At 41.8% G+C, this 25,132-nt stretch carries 43 protein-coding genes; 37 read left to right on the top strand and 6 right to left on the bottom strand.

Features of this window, described 5'->3' with window-relative positions; translation table 11 throughout:
• The first annotated feature begins 219 nt into the window (after positions 1–219).
• The 32 genes from bfd (at position 220) to JEP40_RS17825 (ending at position 15,940) form a co-directional block, all read left to right on the top strand.
• Positions 220–417, top strand: coding sequence for a bacterioferritin-associated ferredoxin (bfd, locus tag JEP40_RS17980; RefSeq protein WP_198624651.1), 198 nt, complete (start codon positions 220–222; stop codon positions 415–417).
• Positions 418–494: 77 nt separating this feature from the next.
• Positions 495–968, top strand: coding sequence for a bacterioferritin (gene bfr / locus JEP40_RS17975; RefSeq protein ID WP_198624650.1), 474 nt, complete (start codon positions 495–497; stop codon positions 966–968).
• A gap of 350 nt (positions 969–1,318) precedes the next feature.
• Positions 1,319–1,630 (top strand): 30S ribosomal protein S10, encoded by a 312-nt coding sequence (rpsJ, locus tag JEP40_RS17970; protein ID WP_001181005.1) that lies wholly within the window; start codon positions 1,319–1,321, stop codon positions 1,628–1,630.
• 32 nt (positions 1,631–1,662) lie between these two features.
• Positions 1,663–2,292, top strand: coding sequence for a 50S ribosomal protein L3 (rplC, locus tag JEP40_RS17965; RefSeq protein ID WP_023583465.1), 630 nt, complete (start codon positions 1,663–1,665; stop codon positions 2,290–2,292).
• A 16-nt stretch (positions 2,293–2,308) separates the two neighbouring features.
• Entirely contained in the window at positions 2,309–2,914 is a 606-nt protein-coding gene (gene rplD, locus JEP40_RS17960; RefSeq protein WP_023583466.1) for a 50S ribosomal protein L4, read from the top strand.
• Positions 2,911–3,213, top strand: a complete 303-nt coding sequence (rplW, locus tag JEP40_RS17955) for a 50S ribosomal protein L23 (protein WP_004246962.1) — start codon at positions 2,911–2,913, stop codon at positions 3,211–3,213. The genes rplD and rplW overlap by 4 nt, the downstream gene beginning before the upstream one ends.
• Positions 3,214–3,232: 19 nt before the next feature.
• Positions 3,233–4,057 (top strand): 50S ribosomal protein L2, encoded by an 825-nt coding sequence (rplB, locus tag JEP40_RS17950; protein WP_006535497.1) that lies wholly within the window; start codon positions 3,233–3,235, stop codon positions 4,055–4,057.
• 14 nt (positions 4,058–4,071) lie between these two features.
• A complete protein-coding gene (rpsS, locus tag JEP40_RS17945; RefSeq protein WP_004246960.1) occupies positions 4,072–4,350 on the top strand; it encodes a 30S ribosomal protein S19 in 279 nt (92 codons plus the stop codon).
• A gap of 14 nt (positions 4,351–4,364) precedes the next feature.
• Positions 4,365–4,697 (top strand): 50S ribosomal protein L22, encoded by a 333-nt coding sequence (gene rplV, locus JEP40_RS17940; RefSeq protein ID WP_006535498.1) that lies wholly within the window; start codon positions 4,365–4,367, stop codon positions 4,695–4,697.
• A 17-nt stretch (positions 4,698–4,714) separates the two neighbouring features.
• Complete coding sequence (gene rpsC, locus JEP40_RS17935; protein WP_023583467.1) at positions 4,715–5,416, top strand: 30S ribosomal protein S3; 702 nt, start codon at positions 4,715–4,717, stop codon at positions 5,414–5,416.
• Between the two features lie 12 nt (positions 5,417–5,428).
• The gene (rplP, locus tag JEP40_RS17930; protein WP_006535500.1) at positions 5,429–5,839 is read left to right on the top strand and encodes a 50S ribosomal protein L16; all 411 of its coding nucleotides are present in this window, start codon (positions 5,429–5,431) and stop codon (positions 5,837–5,839) included.
• Entirely contained in the window at positions 5,839–6,030 is a 192-nt protein-coding gene (gene rpmC, locus JEP40_RS17925) for a 50S ribosomal protein L29 (protein WP_004238624.1), read from the top strand. Before rplP ends, rpmC begins: the two co-directional genes overlap by 1 nt.
• Positions 6,030–6,284 (top strand): 30S ribosomal protein S17, encoded by a 255-nt coding sequence (rpsQ, locus tag JEP40_RS17920; protein WP_023583468.1) that lies wholly within the window; start codon positions 6,030–6,032, stop codon positions 6,282–6,284. The genes rpmC and rpsQ overlap by 1 nt, the downstream gene beginning before the upstream one ends.
• 176 nt (positions 6,285–6,460) lie before the next feature.
• Positions 6,461–6,832, top strand: coding sequence for a 50S ribosomal protein L14 (gene rplN / locus JEP40_RS17915; protein ID WP_004246955.1), 372 nt, complete (start codon positions 6,461–6,463; stop codon positions 6,830–6,832).
• Positions 6,833–6,842: 10 nt separating this feature from the next.
• Positions 6,843–7,157, top strand: coding sequence for a 50S ribosomal protein L24 (gene rplX / locus JEP40_RS17910; RefSeq protein WP_006535502.1), 315 nt, complete (start codon positions 6,843–6,845; stop codon positions 7,155–7,157).
• Between the two features lie 13 nt (positions 7,158–7,170).
• Positions 7,171–7,710, top strand: a complete 540-nt coding sequence (rplE, locus tag JEP40_RS17905) for a 50S ribosomal protein L5 (RefSeq protein ID WP_036933223.1) — start codon at positions 7,171–7,173, stop codon at positions 7,708–7,710.
• A gap of 12 nt (positions 7,711–7,722) precedes the next feature.
• The gene (gene rpsN / locus JEP40_RS17900; protein ID WP_006535503.1) at positions 7,723–8,028 is read left to right on the top strand and encodes a 30S ribosomal protein S14; all 306 of its coding nucleotides are present in this window, start codon (positions 7,723–7,725) and stop codon (positions 8,026–8,028) included.
• A 32-nt stretch (positions 8,029–8,060) separates the two neighbouring features.
• Positions 8,061–8,453, top strand: a complete 393-nt coding sequence (rpsH, locus tag JEP40_RS17895; protein ID WP_004246950.1) for a 30S ribosomal protein S8 — start codon at positions 8,061–8,063, stop codon at positions 8,451–8,453.
• Positions 8,454–8,467: 14 nt separating this feature from the next.
• Positions 8,468–9,001 (top strand): 50S ribosomal protein L6, encoded by a 534-nt coding sequence (gene rplF, locus JEP40_RS17890; protein WP_036933221.1) that lies wholly within the window; start codon positions 8,468–8,470, stop codon positions 8,999–9,001.
• 9 nt (positions 9,002–9,010) lie between these two features.
• The gene (gene rplR, locus JEP40_RS17885; RefSeq protein ID WP_023583471.1) at positions 9,011–9,364 is read left to right on the top strand and encodes a 50S ribosomal protein L18; all 354 of its coding nucleotides are present in this window, start codon (positions 9,011–9,013) and stop codon (positions 9,362–9,364) included.
• 14 nt (positions 9,365–9,378) lie between these two features.
• The gene (gene rpsE, locus JEP40_RS17880; RefSeq protein ID WP_023583472.1) at positions 9,379–9,879 is read left to right on the top strand and encodes a 30S ribosomal protein S5; all 501 of its coding nucleotides are present in this window, start codon (positions 9,379–9,381) and stop codon (positions 9,877–9,879) included.
• A 5-nt stretch (positions 9,880–9,884) separates the two neighbouring features.
• Entirely contained in the window at positions 9,885–10,064 is a 180-nt protein-coding gene (gene rpmD / locus JEP40_RS17875) for a 50S ribosomal protein L30 (protein WP_036914634.1), read from the top strand.
• 3 nt (positions 10,065–10,067) lie between these two features.
• Positions 10,068–10,502, top strand: coding sequence for a 50S ribosomal protein L15 (rplO, locus tag JEP40_RS17870; RefSeq protein WP_004246944.1), 435 nt, complete (start codon positions 10,068–10,070; stop codon positions 10,500–10,502).
• Positions 10,503–10,509: 7 nt separating this feature from the next.
• Positions 10,510–11,832: a preprotein translocase subunit SecY gene (secY, locus tag JEP40_RS17865; RefSeq protein ID WP_006535510.1), complete on the top strand. Its 1,323-nt coding sequence runs from the start codon at positions 10,510–10,512 to the stop codon at positions 11,830–11,832.
• 42 nt (positions 11,833–11,874) lie between these two features.
• Positions 11,875–11,991 (top strand): 50S ribosomal protein L36, encoded by a 117-nt coding sequence (gene rpmJ / locus JEP40_RS17860; RefSeq protein ID WP_071788572.1) that lies wholly within the window; start codon positions 11,875–11,877, stop codon positions 11,989–11,991.
• 146 nt (positions 11,992–12,137) lie between these two features.
• The gene (gene rpsM, locus JEP40_RS17855) at positions 12,138–12,494 is read left to right on the top strand and encodes a 30S ribosomal protein S13 (RefSeq protein ID WP_036914623.1); all 357 of its coding nucleotides are present in this window, start codon (positions 12,138–12,140) and stop codon (positions 12,492–12,494) included.
• A gap of 16 nt (positions 12,495–12,510) precedes the next feature.
• Positions 12,511–12,900 carry a 30S ribosomal protein S11 gene (rpsK, locus tag JEP40_RS17850; protein WP_002919257.1) on the top strand — a complete coding sequence of 130 codons (390 nt, stop codon included), beginning with the start codon at positions 12,511–12,513 and terminating at the stop codon, positions 12,898–12,900.
• Positions 12,901–12,936: 36 nt separating this feature from the next.
• Positions 12,937–13,557, top strand: a complete 621-nt coding sequence (rpsD, locus tag JEP40_RS17845; protein ID WP_004246942.1) for a 30S ribosomal protein S4 — start codon at positions 12,937–12,939, stop codon at positions 13,555–13,557.
• 25 nt (positions 13,558–13,582) lie between these two features.
• Complete coding sequence (locus tag JEP40_RS17840; protein ID WP_006535513.1) at positions 13,583–14,572, top strand: DNA-directed RNA polymerase subunit alpha; 990 nt, start codon at positions 13,583–13,585, stop codon at positions 14,570–14,572.
• A gap of 37 nt (positions 14,573–14,609) precedes the next feature.
• Complete coding sequence (gene rplQ / locus JEP40_RS17835; protein ID WP_004246940.1) at positions 14,610–14,996, top strand: 50S ribosomal protein L17; 387 nt, start codon at positions 14,610–14,612, stop codon at positions 14,994–14,996.
• 273 nt (positions 14,997–15,269) lie between these two features.
• Positions 15,270–15,683, top strand: a complete 414-nt coding sequence (zntR, locus tag JEP40_RS17830; RefSeq protein ID WP_069368787.1) for a Zn(2+)-responsive transcriptional regulator — start codon at positions 15,270–15,272, stop codon at positions 15,681–15,683.
• Positions 15,684–15,733: 50 nt separating this feature from the next.
• On the top strand, positions 15,734–15,940 hold the full coding sequence (locus JEP40_RS17825; protein WP_072071080.1) for an alternative ribosome-rescue factor A: 207 nt from the start codon (positions 15,734–15,736) through the stop codon (positions 15,938–15,940).
• 3 nt (positions 15,941–15,943) lie between these two features.
• Here JEP40_RS17825 and mscL read toward each other — a convergent pair whose 3' ends face one another.
• The 5 genes from mscL to def all read right to left on the bottom strand — a co-directional run bounded on the left by mscL (position 15,944) and on the right by def (position 20,819).
• On the bottom strand, positions 15,944–16,351 hold the full coding sequence (gene mscL, locus JEP40_RS17820) for a large-conductance mechanosensitive channel protein MscL (protein WP_023583476.1): 408 nt from the start codon (positions 16,349–16,351) through the stop codon (positions 15,944–15,946).
• Between the two features lie 115 nt (positions 16,352–16,466).
• A complete protein-coding gene (gene trkA, locus JEP40_RS17815) occupies positions 16,467–17,843 on the bottom strand; it encodes a Trk system potassium transporter TrkA (protein WP_198624649.1) in 1,377 nt (458 codons plus the stop codon).
• A 112-nt stretch (positions 17,844–17,955) separates the two neighbouring features.
• Positions 17,956–19,224 carry a 16S rRNA (cytosine(967)-C(5))-methyltransferase RsmB gene (rsmB, locus tag JEP40_RS17810; RefSeq protein WP_198624648.1) on the bottom strand — a complete coding sequence of 423 codons (1,269 nt, stop codon included), beginning with the start codon at positions 19,222–19,224 and terminating at the stop codon, positions 17,956–17,958.
• Positions 19,225–19,323: 99 nt separating this feature from the next.
• Complete coding sequence (gene fmt / locus JEP40_RS17805; RefSeq protein ID WP_198624647.1) at positions 19,324–20,268, bottom strand: methionyl-tRNA formyltransferase; 945 nt, start codon at positions 20,266–20,268, stop codon at positions 19,324–19,326.
• A 26-nt stretch (positions 20,269–20,294) separates the two neighbouring features.
• Positions 20,295–20,819, bottom strand: a complete 525-nt coding sequence (gene def / locus JEP40_RS17800; protein WP_109410203.1) for a peptide deformylase — start codon at positions 20,817–20,819, stop codon at positions 20,295–20,297.
• Positions 20,820–20,949: 130 nt separating this feature from the next.
• Between def and dprA the strand changes: the two genes are divergently transcribed.
• From dprA to JEP40_RS17775, 5 genes are read left to right on the top strand one after another with little or no spacing between them, the layout of a single operon-like run.
• Positions 20,950–22,095, top strand: a complete 1,146-nt coding sequence (gene dprA, locus JEP40_RS17795) for a DNA-processing protein DprA (RefSeq protein ID WP_198624646.1) — start codon at positions 20,950–20,952, stop codon at positions 22,093–22,095.
• Positions 22,096–22,112: 17 nt separating this feature from the next.
• Positions 22,113–22,670 (top strand): topoisomerase DNA-binding C4 zinc finger domain-containing protein, encoded by a 558-nt coding sequence (locus JEP40_RS17790; RefSeq protein ID WP_198624645.1) that lies wholly within the window; start codon positions 22,113–22,115, stop codon positions 22,668–22,670.
• Positions 22,663–23,232, top strand: coding sequence for an L-threonylcarbamoyladenylate synthase type 1 TsaC (gene tsaC, locus JEP40_RS17785; protein WP_198624644.1), 570 nt, complete (start codon positions 22,663–22,665; stop codon positions 23,230–23,232). Before JEP40_RS17790 ends, tsaC begins: the two co-directional genes overlap by 8 nt.
• Positions 23,233–23,237: 5 nt before the next feature.
• Positions 23,238–24,062, top strand: coding sequence for a shikimate dehydrogenase (gene aroE, locus JEP40_RS17780; protein ID WP_198624643.1), 825 nt, complete (start codon positions 23,238–23,240; stop codon positions 24,060–24,062).
• Complete coding sequence (locus JEP40_RS17775) at positions 24,059–24,319, top strand: DUF1488 domain-containing protein (protein WP_198624642.1); 261 nt, start codon at positions 24,059–24,061, stop codon at positions 24,317–24,319. Before aroE ends, JEP40_RS17775 begins: the two co-directional genes overlap by 4 nt.
• Here JEP40_RS17775 and JEP40_RS17770 read toward each other — a convergent pair.
• A complete protein-coding gene (locus tag JEP40_RS17770) occupies positions 24,295–24,858 on the bottom strand; it encodes a gamma carbonic anhydrase family protein (RefSeq protein WP_198624641.1) in 564 nt (187 codons plus the stop codon). The genes JEP40_RS17775 and JEP40_RS17770 overlap by 25 nt on opposite strands.
• Positions 24,859–25,132: the final 274 nt, after the last annotated feature.

The following is a 25,132-nucleotide window of genomic DNA, read 5'->3' as shown; positions in this document are numbered from 1 at the left end:
CCTAACCTACTTTAAGTTATAGAAAAAGGGCATCATTGATGCCCTTTTTTGTATCTAGAAATAGCTCTTTTTATCTTAGATAAATCTAATCCTCAATTTATTCTCTTATTCTCATGTTAGTTTCTACATTAGATTAAAATACTTAAATCAAATAGAAATTGAAATCATAATAGTTATCATTTACTATTCGGTGCGTGAGTAGTTAATGAGGTTGCTATTATGTACGTCTGTCTTTGTCATGGTGTGAGTGATAAAAAAATTATCTCCACAGTTCACAAACATCAAATCCACACTATTAATGAATTACGCAAGATCTTACCTGTTGGCAGTTGTTGCGGTAAGTGTGTACGTCAAACTCGTCAAATCATTGAAAGTGAGCAATCTGCCCTTTACCCTCAAATTTCTGAAGTTGCATAACAAATTTTAAATTTCCTTTCTCTCCACTTTGTATAAAAGGTCTACACTAAAAGGACTGGAAGCGAAGGAGCATAAAAATGAAAGGTGATAAAAAAATGATAGCCCACCTTAATAAATTATTAGGTGGTGAGCTTGTTGCGATTAATCAGTATTTCTTACATGCCCGAATGTTCAAAAATTGGGGGCTAACTCGTCTCAATGAAATGGAATACCATGAATCTATTGATGAAATGAAACATGCCGATAAATATATTGAGCGTATTTTATTTATAGAGGGTCTTCCTAACTTACAAGATTTGGGCAAGCTGAATATCGGTGAAGATGTTGAAGAGATGCTACGTTCTGATCTTGAGTTAGAGCTTGGTGGTGCCAAAGATTTACGTGAAGCAATAGCGTATGCTGATTCTATCCATGACTATGTGAGTCGAGATTTAATGTTAGAAATCTTAACTGATGAGGAAGGGCACATTGATTGGATTGAAACTCAACTTGAATTAATTGAGCGTATGGGGCTTCAAAATTACCTACAAGCTCAGATTATTGAAGAATAACCTTCAATAAGAAAAGGCATTAATTGTCTCTTATCGTCAATGTTCACAAACCTATTTAAAGCAAAGGGAATGAAGTTTGCCTTTGCTTTTGTCATTTTTTAAATAATAAAACTTATTTTTATCGATGATTTTTTATTCTTGGCTTGATTTCATCACTCAGGCAAGTATAATGCGCAGGCTCACTGATTTAGTGGGGCTGATTAATCAGCTAATGCAGATTTTATATTGCATTAAATATAATACTCCCGATTGGGGAGTTATATGCAGAACGATTACACTCTCTCATCAATCGAAATGGGTACGAGTAGTGATCATTTACGTTTATAAAAAATAGTTGGAGCTCTGGTCTCATGCAGAACCAAAGAATCCGTATCCGCCTGAAAGCTTTTGATCATCGTCTGATTGATCAATCAACTGCGGAAATCGTAGAGACTGCTAAGCGCACTGGTGCGCAAGTTCGTGGTCCAATCCCACTGCCGACTCGCAAAGAGCGTTTCACAGTGTTGATTTCTCCGCACGTTAATAAAGATGCGCGTGATCAGTATGAAATTCGCACTCACAAACGTCTGGTTGACATCGTTGAGCCAACCGAGAAAACCGTTGATGCTCTGATGCGTCTGGATCTGGCTGCCGGCGTAGACGTGCAGATCAGCCTAGGTTAATCAGGTCATCAAGCGATTGAGAGGTTGAAACAATGATTGGTTTAGTCGGTAAGAAAGTAGGAATGACGCGTATCTTCACTGAAGATGGCGTTTCAATCCCTGTAACCGTTATCGAAATTGAAAACAACCGTGTTACTCAGGTCAGAGATCTGGAGAAAGACGGTTATCGTGCCATTCAGGTGACTACTGGTAGCAAAAAAGCTAACCGTGTACTGAAACCTGAAGCAGGTCATTTTGCTAAAGCTGGTGTCGAAGCTGGCCGCTTACTACGTGAATTCCGTCTGAATGAAGGCGAAGAATACACTGTAGGTCAAAGCATTAGCGTAGAAATTTTCGCTGACGTTAAAAAAGTCGACGTTACTGGAACATCTAAAGGTAAAGGTTTTGCTGGTACTGTAAAGCGCTGGAACTTCCGTACTCAAGATGCTACCCACGGTAACTCCTTGTCTCACCGTGTTCCGGGTTCTATCGGTCAGAACCAGACTCCGGGTAAGGTGTTCAAAGGCAAGAAAATGGCAGGTCAACTGGGTAACGAACAAGTTACCGTTCAGAGCCTGGAAGTAGTACGTGTTGACGCTGAGCGCAACCTGCTGCTGGTCAAAGGTGCTGTTCCAGGTGCAACTGGCAGTGACCTGATCGTTAAACCAGCTGTCAAGGCGTAACGTCGAGGAGATAGGAATGGAATTGGTAATGAAAGACGCGCAAGGCGCGCTGACTGTTTCCGAAACTACCTTCGGGCGTGACTTTAACGAAGCGCTTGTGCACCAAGTAGTCGTTGCATACGCTGCTGGTGCTCGTCAAGGTACTCGTGCTCAGAAAACCCGTGCTGAAGTTTCTGGTTCAGGCAAAAAGCCTTGGAGACAGAAAGGTACAGGTCGTGCACGTTCAGGTTCAATCAAGAGCCCAATTTGGCGCTCTGGTGGTGTTAGCTTCGCAGCTAAACCACAGGACCACAGTCAAAAAGTAAACAAAAAGATGTACCGTGGTGCTCTGAAGAGCATTCTGTCTGAGCTGGTACGTCAAGATCGTCTGATCGTCGTAGAGAAGTTCTCTGTTGAAGCGCCTAAAACTAAACTTTTAGCACAGAAACTGAAAGATATGGCTCTGGAAGATGTTCTGATCATCACTGCTGATGTAGATGAAAATCTGTATTTAGCGGCACGCAACTTATATAAAGTTGATGTACGTGATGCAGCAACAATCGACCCTGTTAGCTTAATCGCCTTCGACAAAGTCGTCATGACTGCTGACGCTGTGAAGCAAGTTGAGGAGATGCTGGCATGATCCGTGAAGAACGTCTGCTGAAAGTACTGCGCGCGCCGCATGTATCTGAAAAAGCTTCTATCGCGATGGAAAAATCAAACACCATCGTTCTCAAAGTTGCTAAAGACGCGACCAAAGCAGAGATTAAAGCAGCTGTACAAAAACTGTTTGAAGTCGAAGTTGAAAGTGTTAACACTCTGCTGATGAAAGGCAAAGTGAAACGTCACGGTCAGCGTATTGGTCGTCGTAGCGACTGGAAAAAAGCTTACGTCACCCTGAAGGAAGGCCAGAATCTGGACTTCGTCGGCGGCGCTGAGTAAGTCGGAGGAGTAAAGAACAATGGCAATTGTTAAATGTAAACCTACGTCTCCGGGCCGTCGCCACGTAGTTAAAGTGGTAAACCCTGAGCTGCATAAAGGGAAACCTTATGCGCCATTGCTGGAAAAAAACAGCAAGTCCGGTGGTCGTAACAACAATGGTCGTATCACTACCCGTCATATTGGTGGTGGTCACAAACAGGCTTACCGTATTGTTGACTTCAAACGCAACAAAGATGGTATCCCTGCAACAGTAGAACGTCTGGAATATGATCCAAACCGTTCAGCTAACATCGCTTTAGTGCTGTATGCTGATGGTGAACGTCGCTACATTCTGGCTCCAAAAGGCCTGAAAGCGGGTGATAAAGTTCAGTCTGGCGTTGATGCTGCTATCAAAGCGGGTAACACCTTACCAATGCGTAATATCCCGGTTGGTTCTACAGTTCATAACGTAGAAATGAAACCAGGTAAAGGTGGTCAGCTAGCTCGTTCAGCTGGTACTTACGTTCAGATCGTTGCTCGTGATGGTGCTTATGTCACTATTCGTCTGCGTTCTGGTGAAATGCGTAAAGTTCCTTCTGATTGCCGTGCAACTATCGGTGAAGTTGGCAACTCTGAGCACATGTTACGCGTTCTGGGTAAAGCTGGTGCAAGTCGCTGGCGTGGTATTCGTCCTACCGTTCGCGGTACTGCGATGAACCCAGTCGATCACCCACATGGTGGTGGTGAAGGTCGTAACTTTGGTAAACACCCAGTAACACCTTGGGGCGTTCAAACCAAAGGTAAGAAGACTCGTAAAAACAAACGCACTGAACATTTCATCGTTCATCGTCGTACTAAGAAATAATTAGAGGATAAGCCATGCCACGTTCTCTCAAGAAAGGTCCTTTCATTGACCTGCACTTGCTGAAGAAGGTAGAGAAAGCGGTGGAAAGCGGTGACAAAAAGCCTGTTAAGACTTGGTCCCGTCGTTCAACGATCTTTCCTAACATGATCGGTTTGACCATCGCTGTCCATAATGGTCGTCAGCATGTTCCAGTTTACGTTTCCGACGAAATGGTTGGTCACAAACTGGGTGAATTCGCGCCGACCCGTACTTATCGCGGTCATGCAGCCGATAAAAAGGCTAAGAAAAAATAAGGTAGGAGGAAGAGATGGAAACTATCGCTATGCATCGCCACGCTCGTTCTTCTGCTCAGAAGGTTCGCTTGGTAGCTGACCTGATTCGCGGTAAGAAAGTGTCGCAAGCTCTGGAAATTTTAACCTTTACCAACAAGAAAGCTGCTGGTTTAGTGAAGAAAGTACTGGAGTCTGCTATTGCTAATGCAGAACACAACGATGGCGCTGACATTGATGATCTGAAAGTAGCTAAGATCTTTGTTGACGAAGGTCCTTCTATGAAGCGCATTATGCCTCGTGCAAAAGGCCGTGCAGATCGTATTCTGAAGCGCACCAGCCACATCACTGTGGTTGTGTCTGATCGCTGAGACTCTGGAGACTAGCAATGGGTCAAAAAGTACATCCTAATGGTATCCGCCTTGGCATTGTCAAGCCTTGGAATTCCACATGGTATGCGGGTACCAATGAATTCGCTGACAACCTAGACAGCGACTTTAAAGTACGTCAGTACTTAACTAAAGAACTGGCTAAAGCATCTGTATCTCGTATCGTTATCGAACGTCCTGCGAAAAGCATCCGTGTGACTATTCACACTGCTCGCCCAGGCATCGTTATCGGTAAAAAAGGTGAAGATGTTGAAAAACTGCGCAAAAACGTAGCGGATATCGCTGGCGTTCCTGCGCAAATTAATATCGCCGAAGTACGTAAACCTGAACTGGACGCAAAATTAGTTGCTGACAGCATTACTTCACAGCTGGAACGTCGTGTTATGTTCCGTCGTGCTATGAAGCGTGCGGTACAGAACGCTATGCGTTTAGGCGCTAAAGGTATTAAAGTGGAAGTAAGTGGTCGCTTAGGTGGCGCTGAAATCGCTCGTACTGAATGGTATCGTGAAGGTCGTGTACCTCTGCACACTCTGCGTGCAGATATCGACTACAATACCTCAGAAGCACAAACCACTTATGGTGTGCTCGGCGTTAAGGTATGGATCTTCAAAGGTGAGATCCTGGGTGGTATGGCTGCAGTTGAACAGGCGGAAAAACCGGCTGCTCAACCTAAAAAGCAGCAGCGTAAAGGCCGCAAGTAAGGAGAGTCGCTGATGTTACAACCAAAGCGTACAAAATTCCGTAAAGTGCACAAAGGCCGCAACCGTGGCTTAGCTGCTGGTGCGGATGTAAGCTTCGGGACTTACGGTCTTAAAGCTGTGGGCCGTGGTCGTCTGACTGCACGTCAGATCGAAGCGGCACGTCGTGCAATGACCCGTGCAGTTAAGCGTCAGGGTAAAATCTGGATCCGTGTGTTCCCAGACAAACCAATCACTGAAAAGCCGCTCGAAGTCCGTATGGGTAAAGGTAAAGGTAACGTTGAGTATTGGGTTGCCTTAATCCAGCCAGGTAAAGTCCTGTATGAAATGGATGGTGTGCCTGAAGAACTGGCCCGTGAAGCATTCAAGCTGGCGGCAGCAAAACTGCCTATCAAAACCACCTTTGTAACTAAGACGGTGATGTAATGAAAGCAAAAGAGCTGCGCGAAAAGAGCGTTGAAGAGCTGAACACAGAACTGCTGAACTTACTGCGCGAGCAGTTTAACCTGCGTATGCAGGCAGCAAGTGGTCAGTTACAACAGTCTCATCTGTTGAAACAAGTGCGTCGTAATATCGCACGCGTTAAGACTTTACTGACTGAGAAGGCGGGTGCGTAATGACCGATAAAATCCGTACTCTGCAAGGTCGTGTAGTTAGTGACAAAATGGAAAAATCTATTGTCGTTGCTATCGATCGTATGGTTAAACACCCATTATATGGTAAGTTTATCCGTCGTACGACCAAACTGCATGTACATGACGAGAACAACGAATGTGGAATTGGTGACGTAGTAGAAATTCGTCAAACACGTCCACTGTCTAAGACTAAGTCTTGGGCGTTAGTTCGCGTTGTAGAAAAAGCTGTTCTGTAATAAAATAGCCTTTTCGTACGAAATAAACGGCTCAAAACTGAACGAGCCGTTTATTTTTTCTGTCCATATCGAGAATGTGGTGTTATAATGCCGCTCCCTCGTATTATGGGATATTGAACGGCCTCTTCTAATGTGGAAGTGGCTCAGTAGTAGTTGACATTTAGCGGAGCACTAAAATGATCCAAGAACAGACTATGCTGAACGTGGCCGACAACTCCGGTGCACGTCGCGTAATGTGTATCAAGGTTCTAGGTGGCTCGCACCGTCGCTACGCAGATGTAGGTGACATCATCAAAATTACCATTAAGGAAGCAATTCCACGTGGTAAAGTTAAGAAAGGTGATGTACTGAAAGCGGTAGTGGTGCGCACCAAGAAGGGTGTTCGTCGCCCTGACGGTTCTGTCATTCGCTTCGATAGCAACGCTTGTGTATTGTTAAACAACAACAGCGAGCAAGTTATTGGTACGCGTATTTTTGGGCCGGTTACTCGTGAACTTCGTAACGAGAAGTTTATGAAAATAATCTCTCTGGCACCTGAAGTACTCTAAGGAGCAGGCAATGGCAGCGAAAATCCGTCGTGAAGACGAAGTTATCGTGCTAACTGGTAAAGATAAAGGTAAGCGCGGTAAAGTAAAACAGGTTCTTTCTTCTGGTAAAGTTATCGTTGAAGGTATCAATCTGGTTAAAAAACATCAGAAGCCAGTCCCGGCTCTGAACCAACCAGGTGGCATCGTTGAAAAAGAAGCTTCTATCCAAGTTTCTAACGTTGCAATCTTCAATGCGGCAACCGGTAAGGCTGACCGTGTAGGTTTTAGATTCGAAGACGGCAAAAAAGTCCGTTTCTTCAAGTCTAATAAAGAAACTATCAAGTAATTTGGAGTATACGATGGCGAAACTGCATGATTACTACAAAGACGAGGTAGTCCAAAAACTGATGTCTCAGTTTGGTTACCATTCTGTCATGCAAGTCCCTCGGGTCGAGAAGATCACCCTGAACATGGGTGTTGGTGAAGCGATTGTTGATAAAAAACTGCTGGACAATGCAGCAGCTGATTTAGCAGCAATCTCAGGTCAAAAACCTTTGATCACCAAAGCACGCAAATCTGTTGCAGGCTTCAAAATCCGCCAGGGCTATCCGATCGGCTGTAAAGTGACCCTGCGTGGCGAACGCATGTGGGAGTTCTTTGAACGCCTGATCTCTATTGCTGTACCACGTATCCGTGACTTCCGTGGTTTGTCCGCTAAATCATTTGATGGACGTGGTAATTACAGCATGGGCGTACGTGAGCAAATCATCTTCCCTGAAATCGATTACGATAAAGTGGATCGTGTTCGTGGTTTGGATATTACCATTACTACGACTGCGAAATCAGATGATGAAGGTCGCGCACTGTTAGCAGCGTTTAACTTCCCGTTCCGCAAGTAAGGCAGGGCATTCATGGCTAAGAAATCTATGAAAGCACGTGATGTAAAACGTGCGAATTTAGCTGAGAAATTCTTCGCAAAACGCGCAGAACTGAAAGCTATCGTTTCAGATGTGAACGTATCTGATGAAGATCGTTGGAATGCTGTTCTGAAACTGCAAACTATGCCACGTGATTCAAGTCCTTCTCGTCAGCGTAACCGCTGCCGTCAAACTGGACGTCCGCACGGTTTCCTGCGGAAATTTGGCCTCAGCCGTATTAAAGTCCGTGAAGCCGCTATGCGCGGTGAAATCCCGGGCCTTAGAAAGGCTAGCTGGTAATTACCATAATTGAATCACGGGAGTAAAGACAGATGAGCATGCAAGATCCCATCGCGGATATGCTGACCCGTATCCGTAACGGTCAGGCCGCGAATAAAGTTGCGGTCACAATGCCTTCCTCCAAGCTGAAAGTGGCGATTGCCAACGTGCTTAAGGAAGAAGGTTATATCGAAGATTTTAAAATTGAAGGCGACACTAAGCCAGAATTGGAAATCACTTTAAAATATTTCCAAGGCAAGGCTGTAGTAGAAAGCATTCAGCGCGTAAGCCGTCCAAGTCTGCGCATCTATAAAAGAAAAGATGAGCTGCCACAAGTTATGGCAGGACTGGGCATCGCTGTTGTTTCTACCTCAAAAGGTGTTATGACTGATCGTGCAGCTCGCCAAGCAGGTCTTGGTGGCGAGATTATCTGCTACGTAGCTTAATTCGGGAGGAAAGAATGTCTCGTGTGGCAAAAGCACCCGTCGTCATTCCTGCCGGCGTAGAGGTTAAACTCAACGGTCAGGTAATTACGATTAAGGGTAAAAACGGCGAGCTAACTCGTACTATCCATAATGCAGTTGAAATTCAACATGCTGACAACCAGTTAACTTTCGCACCTCGCGATGGTTTTGCTGATGCATGGGCACAGGCGGGTACTACTCGTTCTCTGTTAAATGCAATGGTTGTAGGTGTTACCGAAGGCTTCACTAAGAAACTGCAACTGGTAGGTGTAGGTTATCGTGCGTCTATTAAAGGCAATGCGGTTAACTTATCAGTAGGTTTTTCACATCCAGTGGAACACCAACTGCCAGCAGGCATCACTGCTGAATGTCCAACACAAACTGAAATCGTACTGAAAGGTGCGGATAAGCAAGTGATTGGTCAAGTAGCAGCTGAACTGCGTGCTTACCGTCGCCCTGAACCTTATAAAGGTAAAGGTATTCGTTACGCCGACGAAGTTGTGCGTATCAAAGAGGCTAAGAAGAAGTAAGGTAACACTATGGATAAGAAAGCAGCTCGTATCCGTCGTGCGACCCGCGCACGCCGTAAGCTCCAGGAATTGGGTGCGACTCGCCTGGTGGTACACCGTACCCCTCGCCATATTTATGCGCAGGTTATTGCACCAAACGGTTCTGAAACTTTGGTGGCCGCTTCTACTACAGAAAAAGCTATCATTGAGCAACTGAAAAACACTGGAAACAAAGAAGCAGCAGCAGTAGTTGGTAAAATTGTTGCTGAACGCGCTCTGGAAAAAGGTATCAAAGTAGTATCATTTGACCGTTCCGGTTTCCAATATCATGGTCGAGTCCAGGCACTGGCAGATGCTGCCCGTGAAGCTGGCCTTCAGTTCTAAGGTAGGAGTGTAAGATGGCTCACATCGAGAAACAAGCTGGCGAACTGCAGGAAAAGCTGATCGCGGTAAACCGCGTATCTAAAACCGTTAAAGGTGGTCGTATCTTTAGCTTCACCGCTCTTACAGTAGTTGGTGATGGTAATGGCCGCGTTGGTTTTGGATATGGCAAAGCTCGCGAAGTTCCGGCAGCAATCCAGAAAGCGATGGAAAAAGCCCGTCGCAATATGAAAACCGTCGCTTTAAACAACGGTACTTTGTTCCACCCTGTTAAAGGTACCCACACAGGTTCTCGCGTATTTATGCAGCCTGCTCATGAAGGTACTGGTATCATCGCAGGTGGTGCAATGCGTGCAGTTCTAGAAGTGGCTGGCGTTCGTAACGTACTGGCTAAAACCTATGGTTCCACTAACCCGATTAACGTGGTTCGTGCAACACTGGACGCTTTAGATAGCATGAAGTCTCCAGATATGGTCGCAGCTAAGCGTGGTAAATCCGTTGAAGAAATTCTGGGGTAATGACCATGGCTAAGACTATTAAAATTACTCAAACACGCAGCTTAATCGGCCGTCTGCCTAAACATAAGGCAACTATGACTGGTTTAGGTCTGCGTCGCATCGGTCACACTGTAGAACGCGAAGATACACCAGCAGTTCGCGGTATGATCAACTTGGTTTCCTATATGGTTAAAGTTGAGGAGTAAGAGATGCGTTTAAATACTCTGTCTCCGGCTGAAGGTGCCAAGCATGCGCCTAAACGTGTAGGTCGTGGTATCGGTTCTGGCTTAGGTAAAACTGGCGGCCGTGGTCACAAAGGTCAGAAGTCTCGTTCTGGCGGTGGCGTACGTCGTGGTTTTGAAGGCGGCCAGATGCCTTTATATCGTCGTTTACCAAAATTTGGTTTTACTTCACGTAAATCATTCGTGACTGCGGAAATCCGTCTGTCTGATTTGGCTTATGTTGAAGGCGATGTAATCGATCTGAATGCACTGAAAGCCGCAAACGTTGTTGGCCCACAGATTGAATTTGCAAAATTAATTCTGTCTGGCGAGGTTAACCGTGCAGTGACTATTCGTGGTCTGCGTGTTACCAAAGGTGCCCGTGCAGCAATCGAATCAGCTGGCGGTAAAATTGAGGAATAAGTGACAGATGGCTAAACAACCAGGTTTAGATTTTCAGAGTGCTAAAGGTGGTGTTGGTGAACTAAAACGCAGACTTTTGTTTGTTCTTGGTGCACTAATTGTCTTTAGGATTGGCTCTTTTATTCCTATCCCTGGTATTGATGCCACTGTGCTTGCCAAATTGCTCGATCAGCAAAAAGGCACCATCATTGAAATGTTTAATATGTTCTCTGGTGGTGCTCTTAGCCGTGCTTCTATCTTTGCGCTGGGTATCATGCCTTATATTTCGGCATCGATTATTATCCAACTCTTATCAGTGGTTAACCCTCGGTTAGCAGAGATTAAGAAGGAAGGGGAGGCCGGTCGTCGTAAGATCAGCCAATATACCCGTTATGGTACTTTGGTGCTGGCGATATTCCAATCAATTGGTATCGCAACAGGCTTACCGAATATGCCAGGAATGCAGGGTCTGGTGATTAATCCAGGTCTACCATTCTATATTACGGCTGTTGTGAGCTTAGTCACTGGGACAATGTTCCTGATGTGGTTAGGTGAGCAAATCACTGAACGTGGTATTGGTAACGGTATCTCAATCATTATCTTTGCAGGTATCGTTGCAGGTCTTCCACCTGCCATTGGTCAAACCATCGAGCAGGCGCGGCAAGGCGAACTGCACTTCCTCCTGTTATTGTTGGTTGCAGTATTGGTGTTCGCGGTTACTTTCTTTGTTGTTTTTGTAGAAAGAGGACAACGTCGTATCGTTGTTAACTATGCAAAACGTCAACAAGGGCGTAGAATATACGCGGCACAAAGTACACATCTACCACTTAAAGTAAATATGGCGGGTGTTATACCAGCAATTTTTGCTTCAAGTATTATCCTGTTTCCTGGTACAATAACCTCTTGGTTTGGCGATGGTACAGGATGGGGTTGGCTGACGACGATTTCGTTAAATCTACAGCCTGGTCAACCTATTTATGTGCTACTATACGCTGCTGCAATCATATTCTTCTGTTTCTTCTATACGGCGTTGGTTTTCAACCCAAGAGAAACGGCAGATAACCTGAAGAAGTCCGGTGCATTTGTACCAGGAATTCGCCCGGGAGAGCAGACGGCTAAATATATAGATAAAGTAATGACTCGTTTAACCTTAATTGGTGCCTTGTATATTACCTTTATCTGTCTCATCCCGGAGTTCATGCGTGACGCAATGAAAGTACCTTTCTATTTTGGTGGTACTTCCCTCTTAATCGTGGTTGTGGTCATCATGGATTTTATGGCTCAAGTGCAAACTCTCCTGATGTCAAGTCAGTATGAGTCTGCATTGAAAAAAGCAAATCTTAAAGGTTAATTACTGATAAGTGATTTGTTTTAGAAGTTACGGAGAGTAAAAATGAAAGTTCGTGCTTCCGTCAAGAAAATGTGCCGTAACTGCAAAATTGTTAGACGTCACGGTCACGTGCGTGTAATTTGCAGCGTCGAGCCTAAGCATAAACAGCGTCAAGGCTAATTTATTGCATTTTTTTCTTGCAAAGTTCGGTTGAGCTGGCTAAATTAGCCAGCCCAATCTTTTATAATATATACAGTATTGTTTGAGTATCCTGAAAACGGGCTTTTCAGAATAGTACTGTATAACTGCTAATTTAGGAGTGCATAGTGGCCCGTATAGCAGGCATTAACATTCCTGATCATAAACATACCGTAATCGCATTAACTTCGATTTACGGTATCGGTAAGACCCGCTCACAGGCTATCTGTGTAGCTGCTGGTATTGCTGAGAATGTTAAGATCAGTGAGCTGTCTGAAGAGCAAATCGACAAGCTGCGTGACGAAGTTGCCAAATACGTTGTAGAAGGTGATCTGCGTCGTGAAGTTACCCTGAGCATCAAACGTCTGATGGATCTTGGTACTTACCGTGGTTTACGTCATCGTCGTGGTCTACCAGTTCGCGGTCAGCGTACTAAGACTAACGCACGTACCCGTAAGGGTCCGCGTAAGCCGATCAAGAAATAATCGGGGTATTTGAACAATGGCAAAAGCACCTATTCGTGCACGTAAGCGTGTAAGAAAACAAGTCTCTGACGGTGTGGCTCATATCCATGCTTCTTTCAACAACACAATCGTTACTATTACCGATCGTCAAGGTAACGCATTGGGTTGGGCTACTGCCGGTGGTTCCGGTTTCCGTGGTTCTCGTAAATCTACTCCGTTCGCGGCTCAGGTTGCAGCAGAACGTTGCGCTGAAGCTGTTAAAGAGTACGGAATTAAGAACTTGGAAGTTATGGTTAAAGGACCTGGTCCTGGTCGTGAGTCAACTATCCGTGCATTAAACGCGGCTGGTTTCCGCATCACTAATATTACTGATGTGACTCCGATTCCTCATAACGGTTGTCGTCCACCGAAAAAACGTCGCGTTTAATAACGTTTTCGTTTTTAGGAAAGTTGGAGAAAGAAAATGGCAAGATATTTGGGTCCTAAGCTCAAGCTGAGCCGCCGTGAAGGTACAGATTTATTTCTAAAATCTGGCGTTCGGGCGATTGACACCAAGTGTAAACTGGAACAAGCACCAGGTCAGCACGGCGCACGTAAACCGCGTCTTTCTGATTACGGTGTTCAGTTACGTGAAAAACAAAAAGTACGTCGTATTTACGGTGTTCTAGAGCGTCAATTCCGTAACTACTACAAAGAAGCAACTCGTCTGAAAGGCAACACAGGTGAAAACCTGCTGACTCTGCTGGAAGGTCGTCTGGATAACGTTGTTTATCGTATGGGCTTTGGCGCAACTCGCGCAGAAGCACGTCAGATGGTTAGCCATAAAGCAATCATGGTAAATGGTCGCGTGGTTAACATTGCTTCTTATCAGGTTTCCCCGAATGACGTAGTCAGCGTTCGTGAAAAATCGAAAAAACAGTCTCGTATCAAGGCTGCTTTAGAGCTGGCTGAACAGCGTGAAAAGCCAACATGGCTGGAAGTTGATGCTGCTAAGATGGAAGGTGTGTTCAAACGTATTCCTGAACGTACTGACTTGTCTGCTGACATTAACGAGCACCTGATCGTCGAGCTTTACTCCAAGTAAGGCTTAGCACCAAAGAGAGGACACAATGCAGGGTTCTGTGACAGAGTTTCTAAAACCGCGCCTGGTTGATATCGAGCAAGTCAGTTCGACGCACGCCAAGGTGACCCTTGAGCCATTAGAGCGAGGCTTCGGCCATACTCTTGGTAACGCACTGCGCCGTATTCTGCTTTCGTCTATGCCGGGTTGTGCGGTAACAGAGGTTGAGATTGATGGTGTACTGCATGAGTACAGCACCAAAGAAGGTGTTCAGGAAGATATCCTAGAAATACTGCTCAACCTTAAGGGGTTGGCGGTAAAAGTTCATGGTAAAGATGAAGTTATTCTTACTTTGAGCAAATCTGGCATTGGCCCTGTTATTGCAGCCGATATCATCCATGACGGTGATGTCGAAATCGTCAAGCCGCAGCACGTTATCTGCCACCTTACAGACGAAAACGCATCTATTAACATGCGTATCAAAGTTCAGCGTGGTCGTGGTTATGTGCCGGCTTCTGCCCGAATTCATTCGGAAGAAGATGAGCGCCCTATCGGTCGCCTTTTAGTTGACGCGTGCTATAGCCCAGTTGAGCGTATTGCTTATAATGTGGAAGCAGCTCGTGTTGAACAGCGTACCGACTTGGATAAGCTGGTAATCGAGATGGAAACTAACGGTACTATCGATCCAGAAGAATCGATTCGCCGTGCAGCGACTATCCTGGCTGAACAGCTTGAAGCTTTTGTTGACTTACGTGATGTTCGTCAGCCTGAAGTTAAAGAAGAGAAGCCAGAATTCGATCCTATCTTACTGCGCCCAGTAGACGATCTTGAATTGACTGTCCGCTCTGCTAACTGTCTGAAGGCAGAAGCAATCCACTACATCGGTGATCTGGTACAGCGTACTGAAGTTGAATTACTTAAGACGCCTAACCTTGGTAAGAAATCTCTTACTGAGATTAAAGACGTACTGGCGTCGCGTGGTCTATCTCTAGGTATGCGCCTTGAGAATTGGCCACCTGCAAGTATCGCTGATGAATAAGATCACAGGTTAAGGTTTTACTGAGAAGGATAAGGTCATGCGCCATCGTAAGAGTGGTCGTCAATTGAACCGCAACAGCAGCCATCGTCAGGCTATGTTTCGTAACATGGCAGGTTCTTTAGTTCGTCATGAGATAATCAAGACAACTTTGCCTAAAGCGAAAGAACTGCGTCGCGTCGTTGAGCCGCTGATTACTCTTGCCAAGACCGACAGCGTAGCTAATCGTCGTCTGGCATTCGCCCGTACTCGTGATAACGAAGTCGTGGCAAAACTGTTTACAGTATTAGGTCCGCGTTTTGCGAGCCGTGCAGGTGGTTACACTCGTATTCTGAAGTGTGGCTTCCGTGCTGGTGACAATGCTCCAATGGCTTACATTGAGCTTGTTGACCGTGCTGATTCTGAAACAGAAGCAGCAGCTGAATAATTTAATTATTATTTAGTGAAGCGAATAAAAAGACCGGATTTTTTAATCCGGTTTTTTTATATCTAATGGAAAATGTTATTCACAGGATATAAAGGTTTCTCTTTTTACATTTTATTTTTACATTCCTCTTTACCTTCTCTTGTGTTGCATCATATTTATTTTCTACTGTTTCACCATACTACTATTTTGTAATATAAGCTTCGCACTATATTTCAATCCTATTCTTTTGGTTATTTGCTATGCTTATTCATAATTAACAATGGAGGATGATCTATGTATCGTATCGGGCAGGTTGCAAAATTAGCGAATGTAACAACAGATACAATCCGGTTTTATGAAAAACAAGGATTGATGGATCATGATAGACGCACAGAAGGTGGTTATCGCCTATATACAGAGCAAGATCTCCAACGTTTACGTTTTATTCGTTATGCAAAAGAGCTGGGCTTTACATTAGATGCTATTACTGAACTCCTTTCTATTCGTGTTGATCCTGCCCATCATACTTGTGTTGAATCAAAGCATATTGTTGATGCAAGACTGGCTGAAGTTGAAATTCGTTTGAAAGAAATGGAGAGAATGCGCGATTCATTAAAGATGTTGAGTAATGCGTGTTGTGGTAGTGCTCATGAGAGTACTTATTGTTCAATTCTAGAAATACTTGAATCTGGAGCCACAAAGCAATAATATCTGTATCGCATTACATTTTATGTTCTTTAACAATTTAAGAGGTTTTTATGTCTAGCAAATATCAGCACCAAAAAGGTGTTATTAAAGATAATGCTTTAGCTGCGTTGGTTCACGATCCTTTATTTAGACAACGTGTAGAAAAAAATAAGAAAGGGAAAGGTAGTTTTATGAGAAAAGCGAAACATAACAAGAAAGGTAACTGGGAGGCCAGTGATAACAAAAGATTCTTTCAATTGTTATCACTGGCCTTTTAGTTTTTATTTTTGCTGATTTTTTAATAAATCACGGATCTCTGTTAATAGAGTTTCCTCAGCTGATGGGGCCGGTGGTGCTTTCGGAGCTTCTTCTGCTTGACGGCGTGTTTTGTTAATTAATTTAATCGCACAGAAAATGGCGAATGCAACAATAGCAAAGTCAAAAACAGTTTGAATAAACATACCGTAATTTAGTACAACGGCTGGAACATCACCACTTGCATCTCTTAATACAAGGCTAAACTGTTTAAAATCAATACCACCAATTAATAGCCCTAGTGGTGGCATGATGATATCAGCAACCAGTGATGAAACAATCTTACCGAAAGCTGCACCAATGATGACACCGACAGCCATGTCAACAACGTTGCCTTTCATTGCGAATTCACGAAACTCTTTGAAAAAAGACATAACCACCCCTTAGTTATCTAATTATAGATTTATTATGTAAAAATATAGTATTTAATATGATAATAGTAGACCATTATAGGTAACAATCACTATTATTCTTATTTCTACGTAATCGTTATAAGAAAAATGGACTAGGTTGGAAAAGCTTTTCAACTTCAGGGACATATTTTTTATCTGTGATAAACATAATCACATGATCGCCCTGTTCTATAGAGTGGCTTGCATTTGCAATAATGACATCTTCATTTCTAACAATTGCCCCAATAATAGTACCTGGTGGTAGTTTGATATCTTGTATACGACGACCAACGACTTTTGATGTATTTTCATCACCATGAGCCACCGCCTCAATTGCTTCAGCAACACCGCGACGTAATGATGAAACACTGACGATATCCGCTTTGCGAACATGGCCTAAAAGTGCAGAAATAGTTGCTTGCTGTGGTGAAATTGCAATATCAATAACGCCACCTTGAACTAAATCAACATAAGCACTGCGCTGAATGAGGACCATTGCTTTTTTTGCCCCCATTCTTTTTGCTAACATAGCAGACATAATGTTAGCTTCATCATCATTAGTTAGCGCGATAAAGACATCGATTTGTTCTATATGTTCTTCTGCAAGAAGCTCTTGGTCTGATGCATCGCCATAAAAAACAATAGTGTCATGAAGAAGTTCAGCTAATTCTGTTGCACGCTGTTGATTATGTTCAATAAGTTTAACGCTATAATCTTTTTCCAATCTTGCTGCTAAACCAGCCCCCACATTACCGCCACCTACAATCATAATGCGTTTATATGGTTTTTCTAATCGTTGTAATTCACTCATTACAGCGCGAATATGCTGAGATGCGACAACAAAAAAGACCTCATCTCCAGCTTCTATGATAGTGGAGCCTTGAGGACGAATAGGCCTATCTTGACGAAAAATTGCAGCAACACGAGTATCAATATGTGGCATATGATCTCGTAAAGTTGATAAAGCATTACCAACAAGAGATCCACCATAATAGGCTTTTACTGCAACGATACTGACTTGGCCTTCTGAAAAATTAACAACTTGTAATGCACCAGGATATTGAATAAGTTTATAAATATAATCAATTACTAAATGCTCTGGTGATATTAAATAATCAATGGGGATCGCTTCAGGTAAAAATAATTTATCTGCTTCTCGAACAAATTCTGAAGCACGTATACGTGCAACTTTATTTGGTGTGTTAAATAAGGTATAGGCAACTTGGCACGCTATCATGTTGGTTTCGTCAGAATTGGTAACAGCAACCAACATATCAGCATCTTCAGCACCGGCTTCTCTTAAGATCCTTGGGTGAGAGCCATGCCCATTGACTACTCGTAAATCGAATTTATCTTGAAGTTGGCGTAAACGATCTGCATTAGTATCCACGACAGTAATATCATTATTCTCCCCGACAAGATTTTCAGCGAGAGTACCACCGACTTGACCAGCGCCTAAGATAATAATTTTCATCGTAATTTCTCAGAGTATTCGATTAACAAATAGAAAAGAAACGCAAGATCTTGATGATCTTGCGTTGAAATAGTAGCGTCTTTTAGATCCGATATCATCTTTTATCACAGGATCATATTTTTCTGATCAATGCATAAAAGAAACCATCGCCACCTTCTTCTTCAGGTAAGCATTGATATTGATAATGGCATTGTGCGTCTTTAGTTGATGTCAAAAATGCTTCAATTTGTTGCATGTTCTCTTCTGGAAGAATAGAACATGTAGCATAAACTAGTGTGCCACCAGATTTTAAGTATGGCCAAATAGCATGAAGGATCTCTTTTTGAATTTGAGCTAATTGCTCAATATCGTCATTACGACGAAGCCATTTGATATCAGGGTGACGGCGAATAACACCGGTTGCCGAACATGGTGCATCAAGTAAAATACGATCAAATTGCATACCTGCGCACCATTGTTCTGGATAACGGCCATCACCACTTTTGACGATAGCATTAAGTTTTAAACGAGTAAGATTTTCTTGTACTCGTTTCAAACGTTGTTCATCAATATCTACGGCTAAAACTTGAGCCTGAGGTGCTATTTCTAAAATATGTGTTGTTTTGCCGCCTGGTGCTGCACATAAATCAAGAATTTGTTCTTTATTTTCTGGTGCTAATAATTCAGCGCAACGTTGCGCTGAGCGATCTTGAATTGTTACCCAACCATCTGCAAATCCGGGAAGAAGGTTAACATTACATGGATTTTCTAAACGAATAGCAAAAGGATGGTTATCATCAGCAATGGCTGAAATCTCATTATCTGCAAGTAATGCTAAATACTCTTCTCGTGAATGGTGTCGTTGATTAACACGTAACCACATAGGTGGTTTTTGGTTATTACCTTCAACAATGCTCATCCATTGTTCAGGGTAAGCTTGCTTGATACGGGCAAGTAACCATGATGGATGAAGAAAACGACTTTCACTATTTTGAAAGCGTTCATTTAGGATATCTTGTTGACGTTGAAACTGACGTAACACACCGTTAATTAATCCTTTTAACTGTGGTTTTTTTAGTGCAACAGCACCATTTACTGTTTCTGCTAGAGCTGCATGGGCAGGAATACGCGTATAAAGAAGCTGATATAAACCCACCATAATGAGGTAGTGTAAAATGCGTTGTTTCCCTTTTAATGGTTTATCCATGAGTTGCTGAATAATCCATTCTAATTGTGGCAATGTGCGTAATACACCAAAGCAAATTTCTTGTAATAAAGCTTTATCTTTATCTGAAATATTTTTTTGAAGTTCTGGTATGACAGTGCTTAGAGATAAGCCTTGATCTAATACCTGATTGATTGCTTTTGCTGCAATGCTACGTAAGTTGTATGACGTTTTCATAATGAGTTAACGTTTAATATTGAGCGCCAGAGAAGTGTTACATTGGCGTGAAAAAAGGAAAACCCTGATAAGGACAAGTATCAGGGTTTAGAATTATTATTAAATGATTTTCCCAGGAGTGAACCAATCTCGCTTGGAGTTTAGGAAATCAGCAGAAGCCATAGGTTTTTTACCTGAAGGCTGTAATTCAGTGATATTTAGAATGCCGTTGCCTGTCGCAATATAAATACCTGTTTTATCTGCTTTTAATAAAGTTCCTACAGGTTGATTTGTATCATGTGCAATAACATGTGCTTTCCATACTTTTACAGGTTGCTCGTCTAGCATGAAAAAGCTCATTGGCCATGGATTGAAGGCTCTTATACAGCGCTCAATTTGCTCTGCCGATAATGACCAATCAATTTTTGCTTCTTCTTTAGATAATTTTTGGGCGTAATTCGCTAAACTATCATCTTGTTTTTCGGCTTTGATTTTACCTGATGTAATCAGATCTAGTGTAGTCGTTAGAGCTTTGGGGCCGAGTTCTGCTAGTTTTTCATAAAGCGACGCGCTGGTGTCTTCATTTGTAATTGGGCACGATGCTTTATACAGCATATCACCTGTATCTAAACCAACATCCATTTGCATAATTGTGACACCGGTTTCTTTATCTCCCGCCCATAAAGAGCGTTGAATCGGTGCAGCGCCACGCCATTTAGGAAGGAGTGAACCATGTACATTTAGACAACCTAAACGAGGGATTTCAAGAACGGCTTTAGGTAAGATCATGCCATAAGCCACAACAATCATAATGTCAGCTTGTTGTTTTACAATCCATTCATGGCTCTCTTCTGGTTTTAAAGAAGCAGGTTGATAAACAGGAATATCATGAGTTAACGCCAGTTCTTTAACTGGACTAATAGTCAGTTTCTTACCTCTTCCTGCGGGTTTATCTGGAGGAGTCATTACTCCCACCACACGATGTTGAGTTGATAATAATGCAGCTAAATGTCGAGCCGCAAAATCGGGTGTTCCCGCAAAAATAATACGTAATGAATCAGACACGTTTTCTTCCTGTTTCAATTTAACTGTTACTGTCCTGCTTTAGCTCTTTTTTTATCTAACTTATCGAGTTTCTCAACTTTTTGACGGATACGTTGGCGTTTTAATGGAGATAAATAATCTACAAATAGTTTACCAACTAAATGATCCATTTCATGTTGAATACAGATAGCTAACAAGTCATCAGCTTCTAACTCAAAAGGCTGGCCATTGTAATCAAGGGCTTTTACTTTTACGTGTTCAGCACGAGGAATAAAAGCGCGTTGTTCTGGGATAGATAAACAGCCTTCTTCTATACCGGTATCACCTTCGGCATCAAGAAGTTCAGGGTTTATTAATACCAGTCTTTGGTCTCTTGTTTCAGAGACATCAATGACGATAATGCGCTGGTGGATATCCACTTGTGTCGCGGCTAAGCCAATACCTTCTTCTAAATACATCGTTTCAAACATATCATCGATGATTCTTTGAATTTCGGCATCAACTTTTTCGACTGGCTTTGCAATCGTGCGAAGGCGCTCGTCTGGATAATGTAATACGTGTAACACTGCCATAATTTATTCGGACTGTTTCTAAAATGTGAATAGGATTTAACGTCTATTCTAGACATTTATTATCTAGATTGACAGTATTTGGTGTGTTTAGCACTCATCCTGTTTGCTAAAAACAACATTAGGATAATGCATGGATGTCAGAGAAATATGGATAAGGCTTAATGCTGTTTCAAGATTACCGACTAATAAAGCAATTCAAATTGTAAAGTATTTACAATCTGTCACACAACTAAATTATAGACAATTAAAATGTTGTGGCTTGTCAGAACAGCAAAGTCATCAATTTTTAAGACTTCATGCAGATGCTGTCAACAATACATTAAAGTGGTTAGATAAAAATGAATCATCATTATTAACGATTACAGATTCAGATTACCCGCCTTTATTAAAGCAAATATCATCACCACCACTTTTGCTTTTTGTTGCAGGAAATCGAAAACATTTAATAAGCACACAAATTGCATTAATAGGTAGTCGAAATGCAACAGCATACGGCAATAAATGGGCGACTTACTTTGCACAAGAATTAGTAAAGAAAGAATTCACTATTACGAGTGGGTTAGCTCAAGGTATTGATGGAATAGGGCATCGAAGTGCATTAAAGAATAATGGTGTCACTATTGCCGTACTTGGAAGTGGTTTAGAGCATATTTATCCCTCATTCCATCGCACCCTTGCAACACAAATAAAAGAGTCTGGCCTTCTAATTTCTGAACATTTACCAATGACTCCGCCTTTAGCACGCCATTTTCCTCAGCGCAATCGAATTATTAGTGGGTTAAGTGCTACATTGCTCATTATTGAAGCAGGGATTAAAAGTGGTTCTTTGATTACAGCTAACTATGCATTGCAACAAGGTAAGGAATTATTTGTTTTACCAGGGCTATTAGGTGATATTCATTTTGAAGGGAATCATCAACTTATTAAGCAAGGTGCAAATTTAGCATCTTCACCAGATGATATTTTAGAATATTTAAATAGCTCTTTACAGTGGCTTACTTGCGATTATGCCCCCCCACAAGAGGCGATAGCTGAAAAGTTTATACAGATCCCTGATAATAAAAAAAAGGATATTCAAAGAGAACCACTGACATCAAATCAACAACAAGCAATTGATATGATATTACCTTTCCTACGTTTTAATGAAATAGTACCCATTGATATTATTGCTCATGATAGTGGATTATCAACATCTGAATTAGCTCCTCTTTTATTAGAACTTGAGCTTATAGAAAAAGTCGCTATTGTGGCTGGTGGCTATACTCGATTGGAATAAGTGTATGAGGTAAAACAATGGAAAAAAATATGCCGTTTACACAGCAACCTAAACAGGAAAAATGCCCTGAATGTGGTAGTGAATTGGTCATGAAAAATGGTGGTCATGGTCCTTTTTTAGGATGTTCTGCTTATCCTGAATGCCACTATATAAAAACATTAAAACCGCAAGGTGATGGTCAAATTATAAAAGTACTAGAAGGGCAACCTTGTCAATGTTGTGGCGCTGATTTAGTGTTGCGTCAGGGTAAATTTGGGATGTTTATTGGTTGCAGTAATTACCCAGAATGTGAACACATAGAACAAATTGATAAACCAGATGAAACTATTATTCCTTGCCCTCAATGTGAAAAGGGAAAACTGTTACAACGTAAGTCTCGGTTTGGTAAAACATTTTATGCTTGTAACCAATATCCAGAATGTCAATTTGTGTTAAATAATAAACCTGTTAATGGTGAATGTGAGTATTGTCATTATCTATTATTGATGGAAAAAAGGTCTTCTCAAGGAGTAAGATTAGTGTGCGCCAGCAAATTATGTGGGAAGCTGCAAACAAAAAGAGAAGAACATGAATAATGAAGCATCACCTGTAAACAACGCTATTATAGAAGCATTACAAAATAATAAAGTTATCGCATATCCAACAGAAGCTGTATTCGGGGTCGGTTGTGATCCTGATAGTGAACACGCGGTTATGGACTTATTAGCATTAAAACAACGTTCAATTGAAAAAGGATTAATTTTAATTGCTGACAATTATGAGCAACTAAAACCTTACATTGATGATAGTGCATTAACACATACTCAACGAGACAGAATGTTTGCATCTTGGCCAGGGCCTGTTACATGGGTTATTCCAGCCAAGTCGACAACACCAAAGTGGTTAACTGGAAAATTTGCCTCTTTGGCTGTGAGAGTGACAGACCATGAAATTGTTAAAGAGCTATGTTTAGCTTACGGAAAACCTTTAGTTTCGACTAGCGCTAACTTAAGTGGATTGCCACCATGTCGTACGGTTGCAGAAGTAAGAAAACAATTTCAGGATATCATTCCTATTGTTGAAGGAGATGTTGGCGGTAGACAAAATCCTTCTGAAATTCGAGATGCATTAACAGGTGAACTATATCGACAAGGTTGATTTTAATGGAAAAATATTTAGTGATGGGAAATCCTGTCGAACATAGCCAATCACCTTTCATTCATCAGTTTTTTTCAAAACAAACTGGAATAGAGTATGGCTATGGGCGTTTACTTGTTCCTTTGAATGAATTTGATAAAACAGCGTCTCAGTTTTTTACGAATGGGGGACGAGGCGCTAATGTTACCGTCCCTTTTAAAGAAGATGCCTTTCGTTTTGTTGATAAATTGACAAATAGAGCAAAGGGATGTGGTGCAGTTAACTCTATTGTTAAACTGGATGATGGTACTCTTCTTGGTGATAATACCGATGGACAAGGGCTTATTTTGGATTTAGCCAGACTTGATTTTATTGTACCTGGCAAAGTTGGATCTGTTTTGGTGATTGGCGCTGGTGGTGCAACGAGAGGAATATTGCTCCCATTACTTGATTATGATTGTGATATTACTTTGACCAATCGTACATTTGCCAAAGCTGAGCAACTGGTAAAAGAATTTGGTCAATTTGGCACAATTAGAGCGATAGCACCTGAAGATGTTGCTGATAGACATTATGATTTAATCATAAATGCATCTGCATCTAGTATGATTAATGATTTACCTCCTATCCCTAATGATGTATATGGTTTTGAAACAGCTTGCTATGATCTTTATTATCAAGCAGGAATGACATCATTTTTATACAACGCATTAAAACATGGAAGTACACGTTTATCTGATGGATTAGGTATGCTTGTAGGGCAAGCAGCCTATGCATTTGAACTATGGTATGAGCGTGTACCAGATATTAATCCTGTTTTAGCTGTATTAAGAGAAAAATTAAATCAATGAACCAGTCTATTCAATTTCCAGACCGTGAAACATGGCTAGCTGAGAGTAATAGTATTCTTTTTCCTGTTATGATCAATGGAATGCTTTTTAATTGTCAAATTACTGAGCAAGAGCTTGTTGAGCGTTTTGGTGTTGGAGATGGAATTTTATTATTTAAACAAAATCGTTGGGACATTGAAGAAGAATTTGAAGAGCTGGTCACTGAATATGAGTTATCAACTCTTCATCCTATTTATTCTTTATCAATGGTTGATTGATGAGTATCTAAATAATTATTTTTCCATCCAACATAATTATTAGCAGAATAGATAAAGTGCTCTATCTCTTCTGATGAGAGTGGGCGGATCTTTTTAACAGGGCTTCCTAAGTAAAGAAAACCACTCTCAAGTCGTTTCCCTGGCGGAACTAAACTGCCAGCACCAATCATGACATCGTCTTCAATAATTGCACCATCAAGTAAAATAGACCCCATCCCAACTAACACACGATTACCTATTGTACATCCGTGTAACATTGCTTTATGTCCAACAGTAACATTATCACCAATAATAAGAGGAAAACCTTCAGGATCATTGTGAGAAATATGAGTGACATGAAGAACGGAACCATCTTGAATGTTTGATCTTTCTCCAATACTTATGTAATTCACATCACCTCGAATAACTACCATCGGCCAGATACTGACATCTTTACTAATGCGTACATCGCCAATAACTGTTGCGGTCTCATCGATAAAAACATCTTTACCAATAGAAGGTGAAAGATTTAAGTAGTTCCGAATTGCTGACTTCCTCATAATTTTACCTCGTACTTGATTTTACTTTGTAAATAAGAAAAGCATAGCAGTGGATGAGGGAAGTTGACGAGAGAATGATCCTGACTATTCCTTACTATGAATATCGAGAATACGATAATAAAAGTAGAAGTAGAGCAATAAAGCATGATTGATAGAATATACCGAATAGACAATAAAAAGATAATGCGTATATTTTTTATACGCAAAAGGTGTTTTTAGTATCAAAAATAGACGTAAAGTTCAAAAAGAGAACGAACAGAAAAAAAATTGAAAT

Source organism: Proteus vulgaris, assembly GCF_016239305.1.
Lineage (GTDB): Bacteria > Pseudomonadota > Gammaproteobacteria > Enterobacterales > Enterobacteriaceae > Proteus > Proteus vulgaris_C.
Note: the sequence above shows the minus strand (reverse complement) of the source record. Positions and strands in the feature narration are given on the sequence as shown.

Excerpts from the sequence above, each read along its gene's own strand:
- dprA (WP_198624646.1), top strand. The coding sequence starts at position 20,950 with ATGGATGTCAGAGAAATATGGATAAGGCTTAATGCTGTTTCAAGATTA.
- JEP40_RS17840 (WP_006535513.1), top strand. The coding sequence starts at position 13,583 with ATGCAGGGTTCTGTGACAGAGTTTCTAAAACCGCGCCTGGTTGATATC.
- rplR (WP_023583471.1), top strand. The coding sequence starts at position 9,011 with ATGGATAAGAAAGCAGCTCGTATCCGTCGTGCGACCCGCGCACGCCGT.
- rsmB (WP_198624648.1), bottom strand. The coding sequence starts at position 19,224 with ATGAAAACGTCATACAACTTACGTAGCATTGCAGCAAAAGCAATCAAT.
- rplF (WP_036933221.1), top strand. The coding sequence starts at position 8,468 with ATGTCTCGTGTGGCAAAAGCACCCGTCGTCATTCCTGCCGGCGTAGAG.
- rpsN (WP_006535503.1), top strand. The coding sequence starts at position 7,723 with ATGGCTAAGAAATCTATGAAAGCACGTGATGTAAAACGTGCGAATTTA.
- mscL (WP_023583476.1), bottom strand. The coding sequence starts at position 16,351 with ATGTCTTTTTTCAAAGAGTTTCGTGAATTCGCAATGAAAGGCAACGTT.
- rpsH (WP_004246950.1), top strand. The coding sequence starts at position 8,061 with ATGAGCATGCAAGATCCCATCGCGGATATGCTGACCCGTATCCGTAAC.
- JEP40_RS17790 (WP_198624645.1), top strand. The coding sequence starts at position 22,113 with ATGGAAAAAAATATGCCGTTTACACAGCAACCTAAACAGGAAAAATGC.
- rplN (WP_004246955.1), top strand. The coding sequence starts at position 6,461 with ATGATCCAAGAACAGACTATGCTGAACGTGGCCGACAACTCCGGTGCA.
- zntR (WP_069368787.1), top strand. The coding sequence starts at position 15,270 with ATGTATCGTATCGGGCAGGTTGCAAAATTAGCGAATGTAACAACAGAT.
- rplW (WP_004246962.1), top strand. The coding sequence starts at position 2,911 with ATGATCCGTGAAGAACGTCTGCTGAAAGTACTGCGCGCGCCGCATGTA.
- rplX (WP_006535502.1), top strand. The coding sequence starts at position 6,843 with ATGGCAGCGAAAATCCGTCGTGAAGACGAAGTTATCGTGCTAACTGGT.
- rpsJ (WP_001181005.1), top strand. The coding sequence starts at position 1,319 with ATGCAGAACCAAAGAATCCGTATCCGCCTGAAAGCTTTTGATCATCGT.
- secY (WP_006535510.1), top strand. The coding sequence starts at position 10,510 with ATGGCTAAACAACCAGGTTTAGATTTTCAGAGTGCTAAAGGTGGTGTT.
- rpsQ (WP_023583468.1), top strand. The coding sequence starts at position 6,030 with ATGACCGATAAAATCCGTACTCTGCAAGGTCGTGTAGTTAGTGACAAA.
- rpsC (WP_023583467.1), top strand. The coding sequence starts at position 4,715 with ATGGGTCAAAAAGTACATCCTAATGGTATCCGCCTTGGCATTGTCAAG.
- rplE (WP_036933223.1), top strand. The coding sequence starts at position 7,171 with ATGGCGAAACTGCATGATTACTACAAAGACGAGGTAGTCCAAAAACTG.
- JEP40_RS17775 (WP_198624642.1), top strand. The coding sequence starts at position 24,059 with ATGAACCAGTCTATTCAATTTCCAGACCGTGAAACATGGCTAGCTGAG.
- rpmC (WP_004238624.1), top strand. The coding sequence starts at position 5,839 with ATGAAAGCAAAAGAGCTGCGCGAAAAGAGCGTTGAAGAGCTGAACACA.
- rpsS (WP_004246960.1), top strand. The coding sequence starts at position 4,072 with ATGCCACGTTCTCTCAAGAAAGGTCCTTTCATTGACCTGCACTTGCTG.
- JEP40_RS17825 (WP_072071080.1), top strand. The coding sequence starts at position 15,734 with ATGTCTAGCAAATATCAGCACCAAAAAGGTGTTATTAAAGATAATGCT.
- rplQ (WP_004246940.1), top strand. The coding sequence starts at position 14,610 with ATGCGCCATCGTAAGAGTGGTCGTCAATTGAACCGCAACAGCAGCCAT.
- JEP40_RS17770 (WP_198624641.1), bottom strand. The coding sequence starts at position 24,858 with ATGAGGAAGTCAGCAATTCGGAACTACTTAAATCTTTCACCTTCTATT.
- rpsD (WP_004246942.1), top strand. The coding sequence starts at position 12,937 with ATGGCAAGATATTTGGGTCCTAAGCTCAAGCTGAGCCGCCGTGAAGGT.
- rplO (WP_004246944.1), top strand. The coding sequence starts at position 10,068 with ATGCGTTTAAATACTCTGTCTCCGGCTGAAGGTGCCAAGCATGCGCCT.
- aroE (WP_198624643.1), top strand. The coding sequence starts at position 23,238 with ATGGAAAAATATTTAGTGATGGGAAATCCTGTCGAACATAGCCAATCA.
- rplC (WP_023583465.1), top strand. The coding sequence starts at position 1,663 with ATGATTGGTTTAGTCGGTAAGAAAGTAGGAATGACGCGTATCTTCACT.
- trkA (WP_198624649.1), bottom strand. The coding sequence starts at position 17,843 with ATGAAAATTATTATCTTAGGCGCTGGTCAAGTCGGTGGTACTCTCGCT.
- rplV (WP_006535498.1), top strand. The coding sequence starts at position 4,365 with ATGGAAACTATCGCTATGCATCGCCACGCTCGTTCTTCTGCTCAGAAG.
- rpmJ (WP_071788572.1), top strand. The coding sequence starts at position 11,875 with ATGAAAGTTCGTGCTTCCGTCAAGAAAATGTGCCGTAACTGCAAAATT.
- tsaC (WP_198624644.1), top strand. The coding sequence starts at position 22,663 with ATGAATAATGAAGCATCACCTGTAAACAACGCTATTATAGAAGCATTA.
- rplD (WP_023583466.1), top strand. The coding sequence starts at position 2,309 with ATGGAATTGGTAATGAAAGACGCGCAAGGCGCGCTGACTGTTTCCGAA.
- bfr (WP_198624650.1), top strand. The coding sequence starts at position 495 with ATGAAAGGTGATAAAAAAATGATAGCCCACCTTAATAAATTATTAGGT.
- rpmD (WP_036914634.1), top strand. The coding sequence starts at position 9,885 with ATGGCTAAGACTATTAAAATTACTCAAACACGCAGCTTAATCGGCCGT.
- rpsE (WP_023583472.1), top strand. The coding sequence starts at position 9,379 with ATGGCTCACATCGAGAAACAAGCTGGCGAACTGCAGGAAAAGCTGATC.
- bfd (WP_198624651.1), top strand. The coding sequence starts at position 220 with ATGTACGTCTGTCTTTGTCATGGTGTGAGTGATAAAAAAATTATCTCC.
- rpsK (WP_002919257.1), top strand. The coding sequence starts at position 12,511 with ATGGCAAAAGCACCTATTCGTGCACGTAAGCGTGTAAGAAAACAAGTC.
- rplP (WP_006535500.1), top strand. The coding sequence starts at position 5,429 with ATGTTACAACCAAAGCGTACAAAATTCCGTAAAGTGCACAAAGGCCGC.
- rplB (WP_006535497.1), top strand. The coding sequence starts at position 3,233 with ATGGCAATTGTTAAATGTAAACCTACGTCTCCGGGCCGTCGCCACGTA.
- def (WP_109410203.1), bottom strand. The coding sequence starts at position 20,819 with ATGGCAGTGTTACACGTATTACATTATCCAGACGAGCGCCTTCGCACG.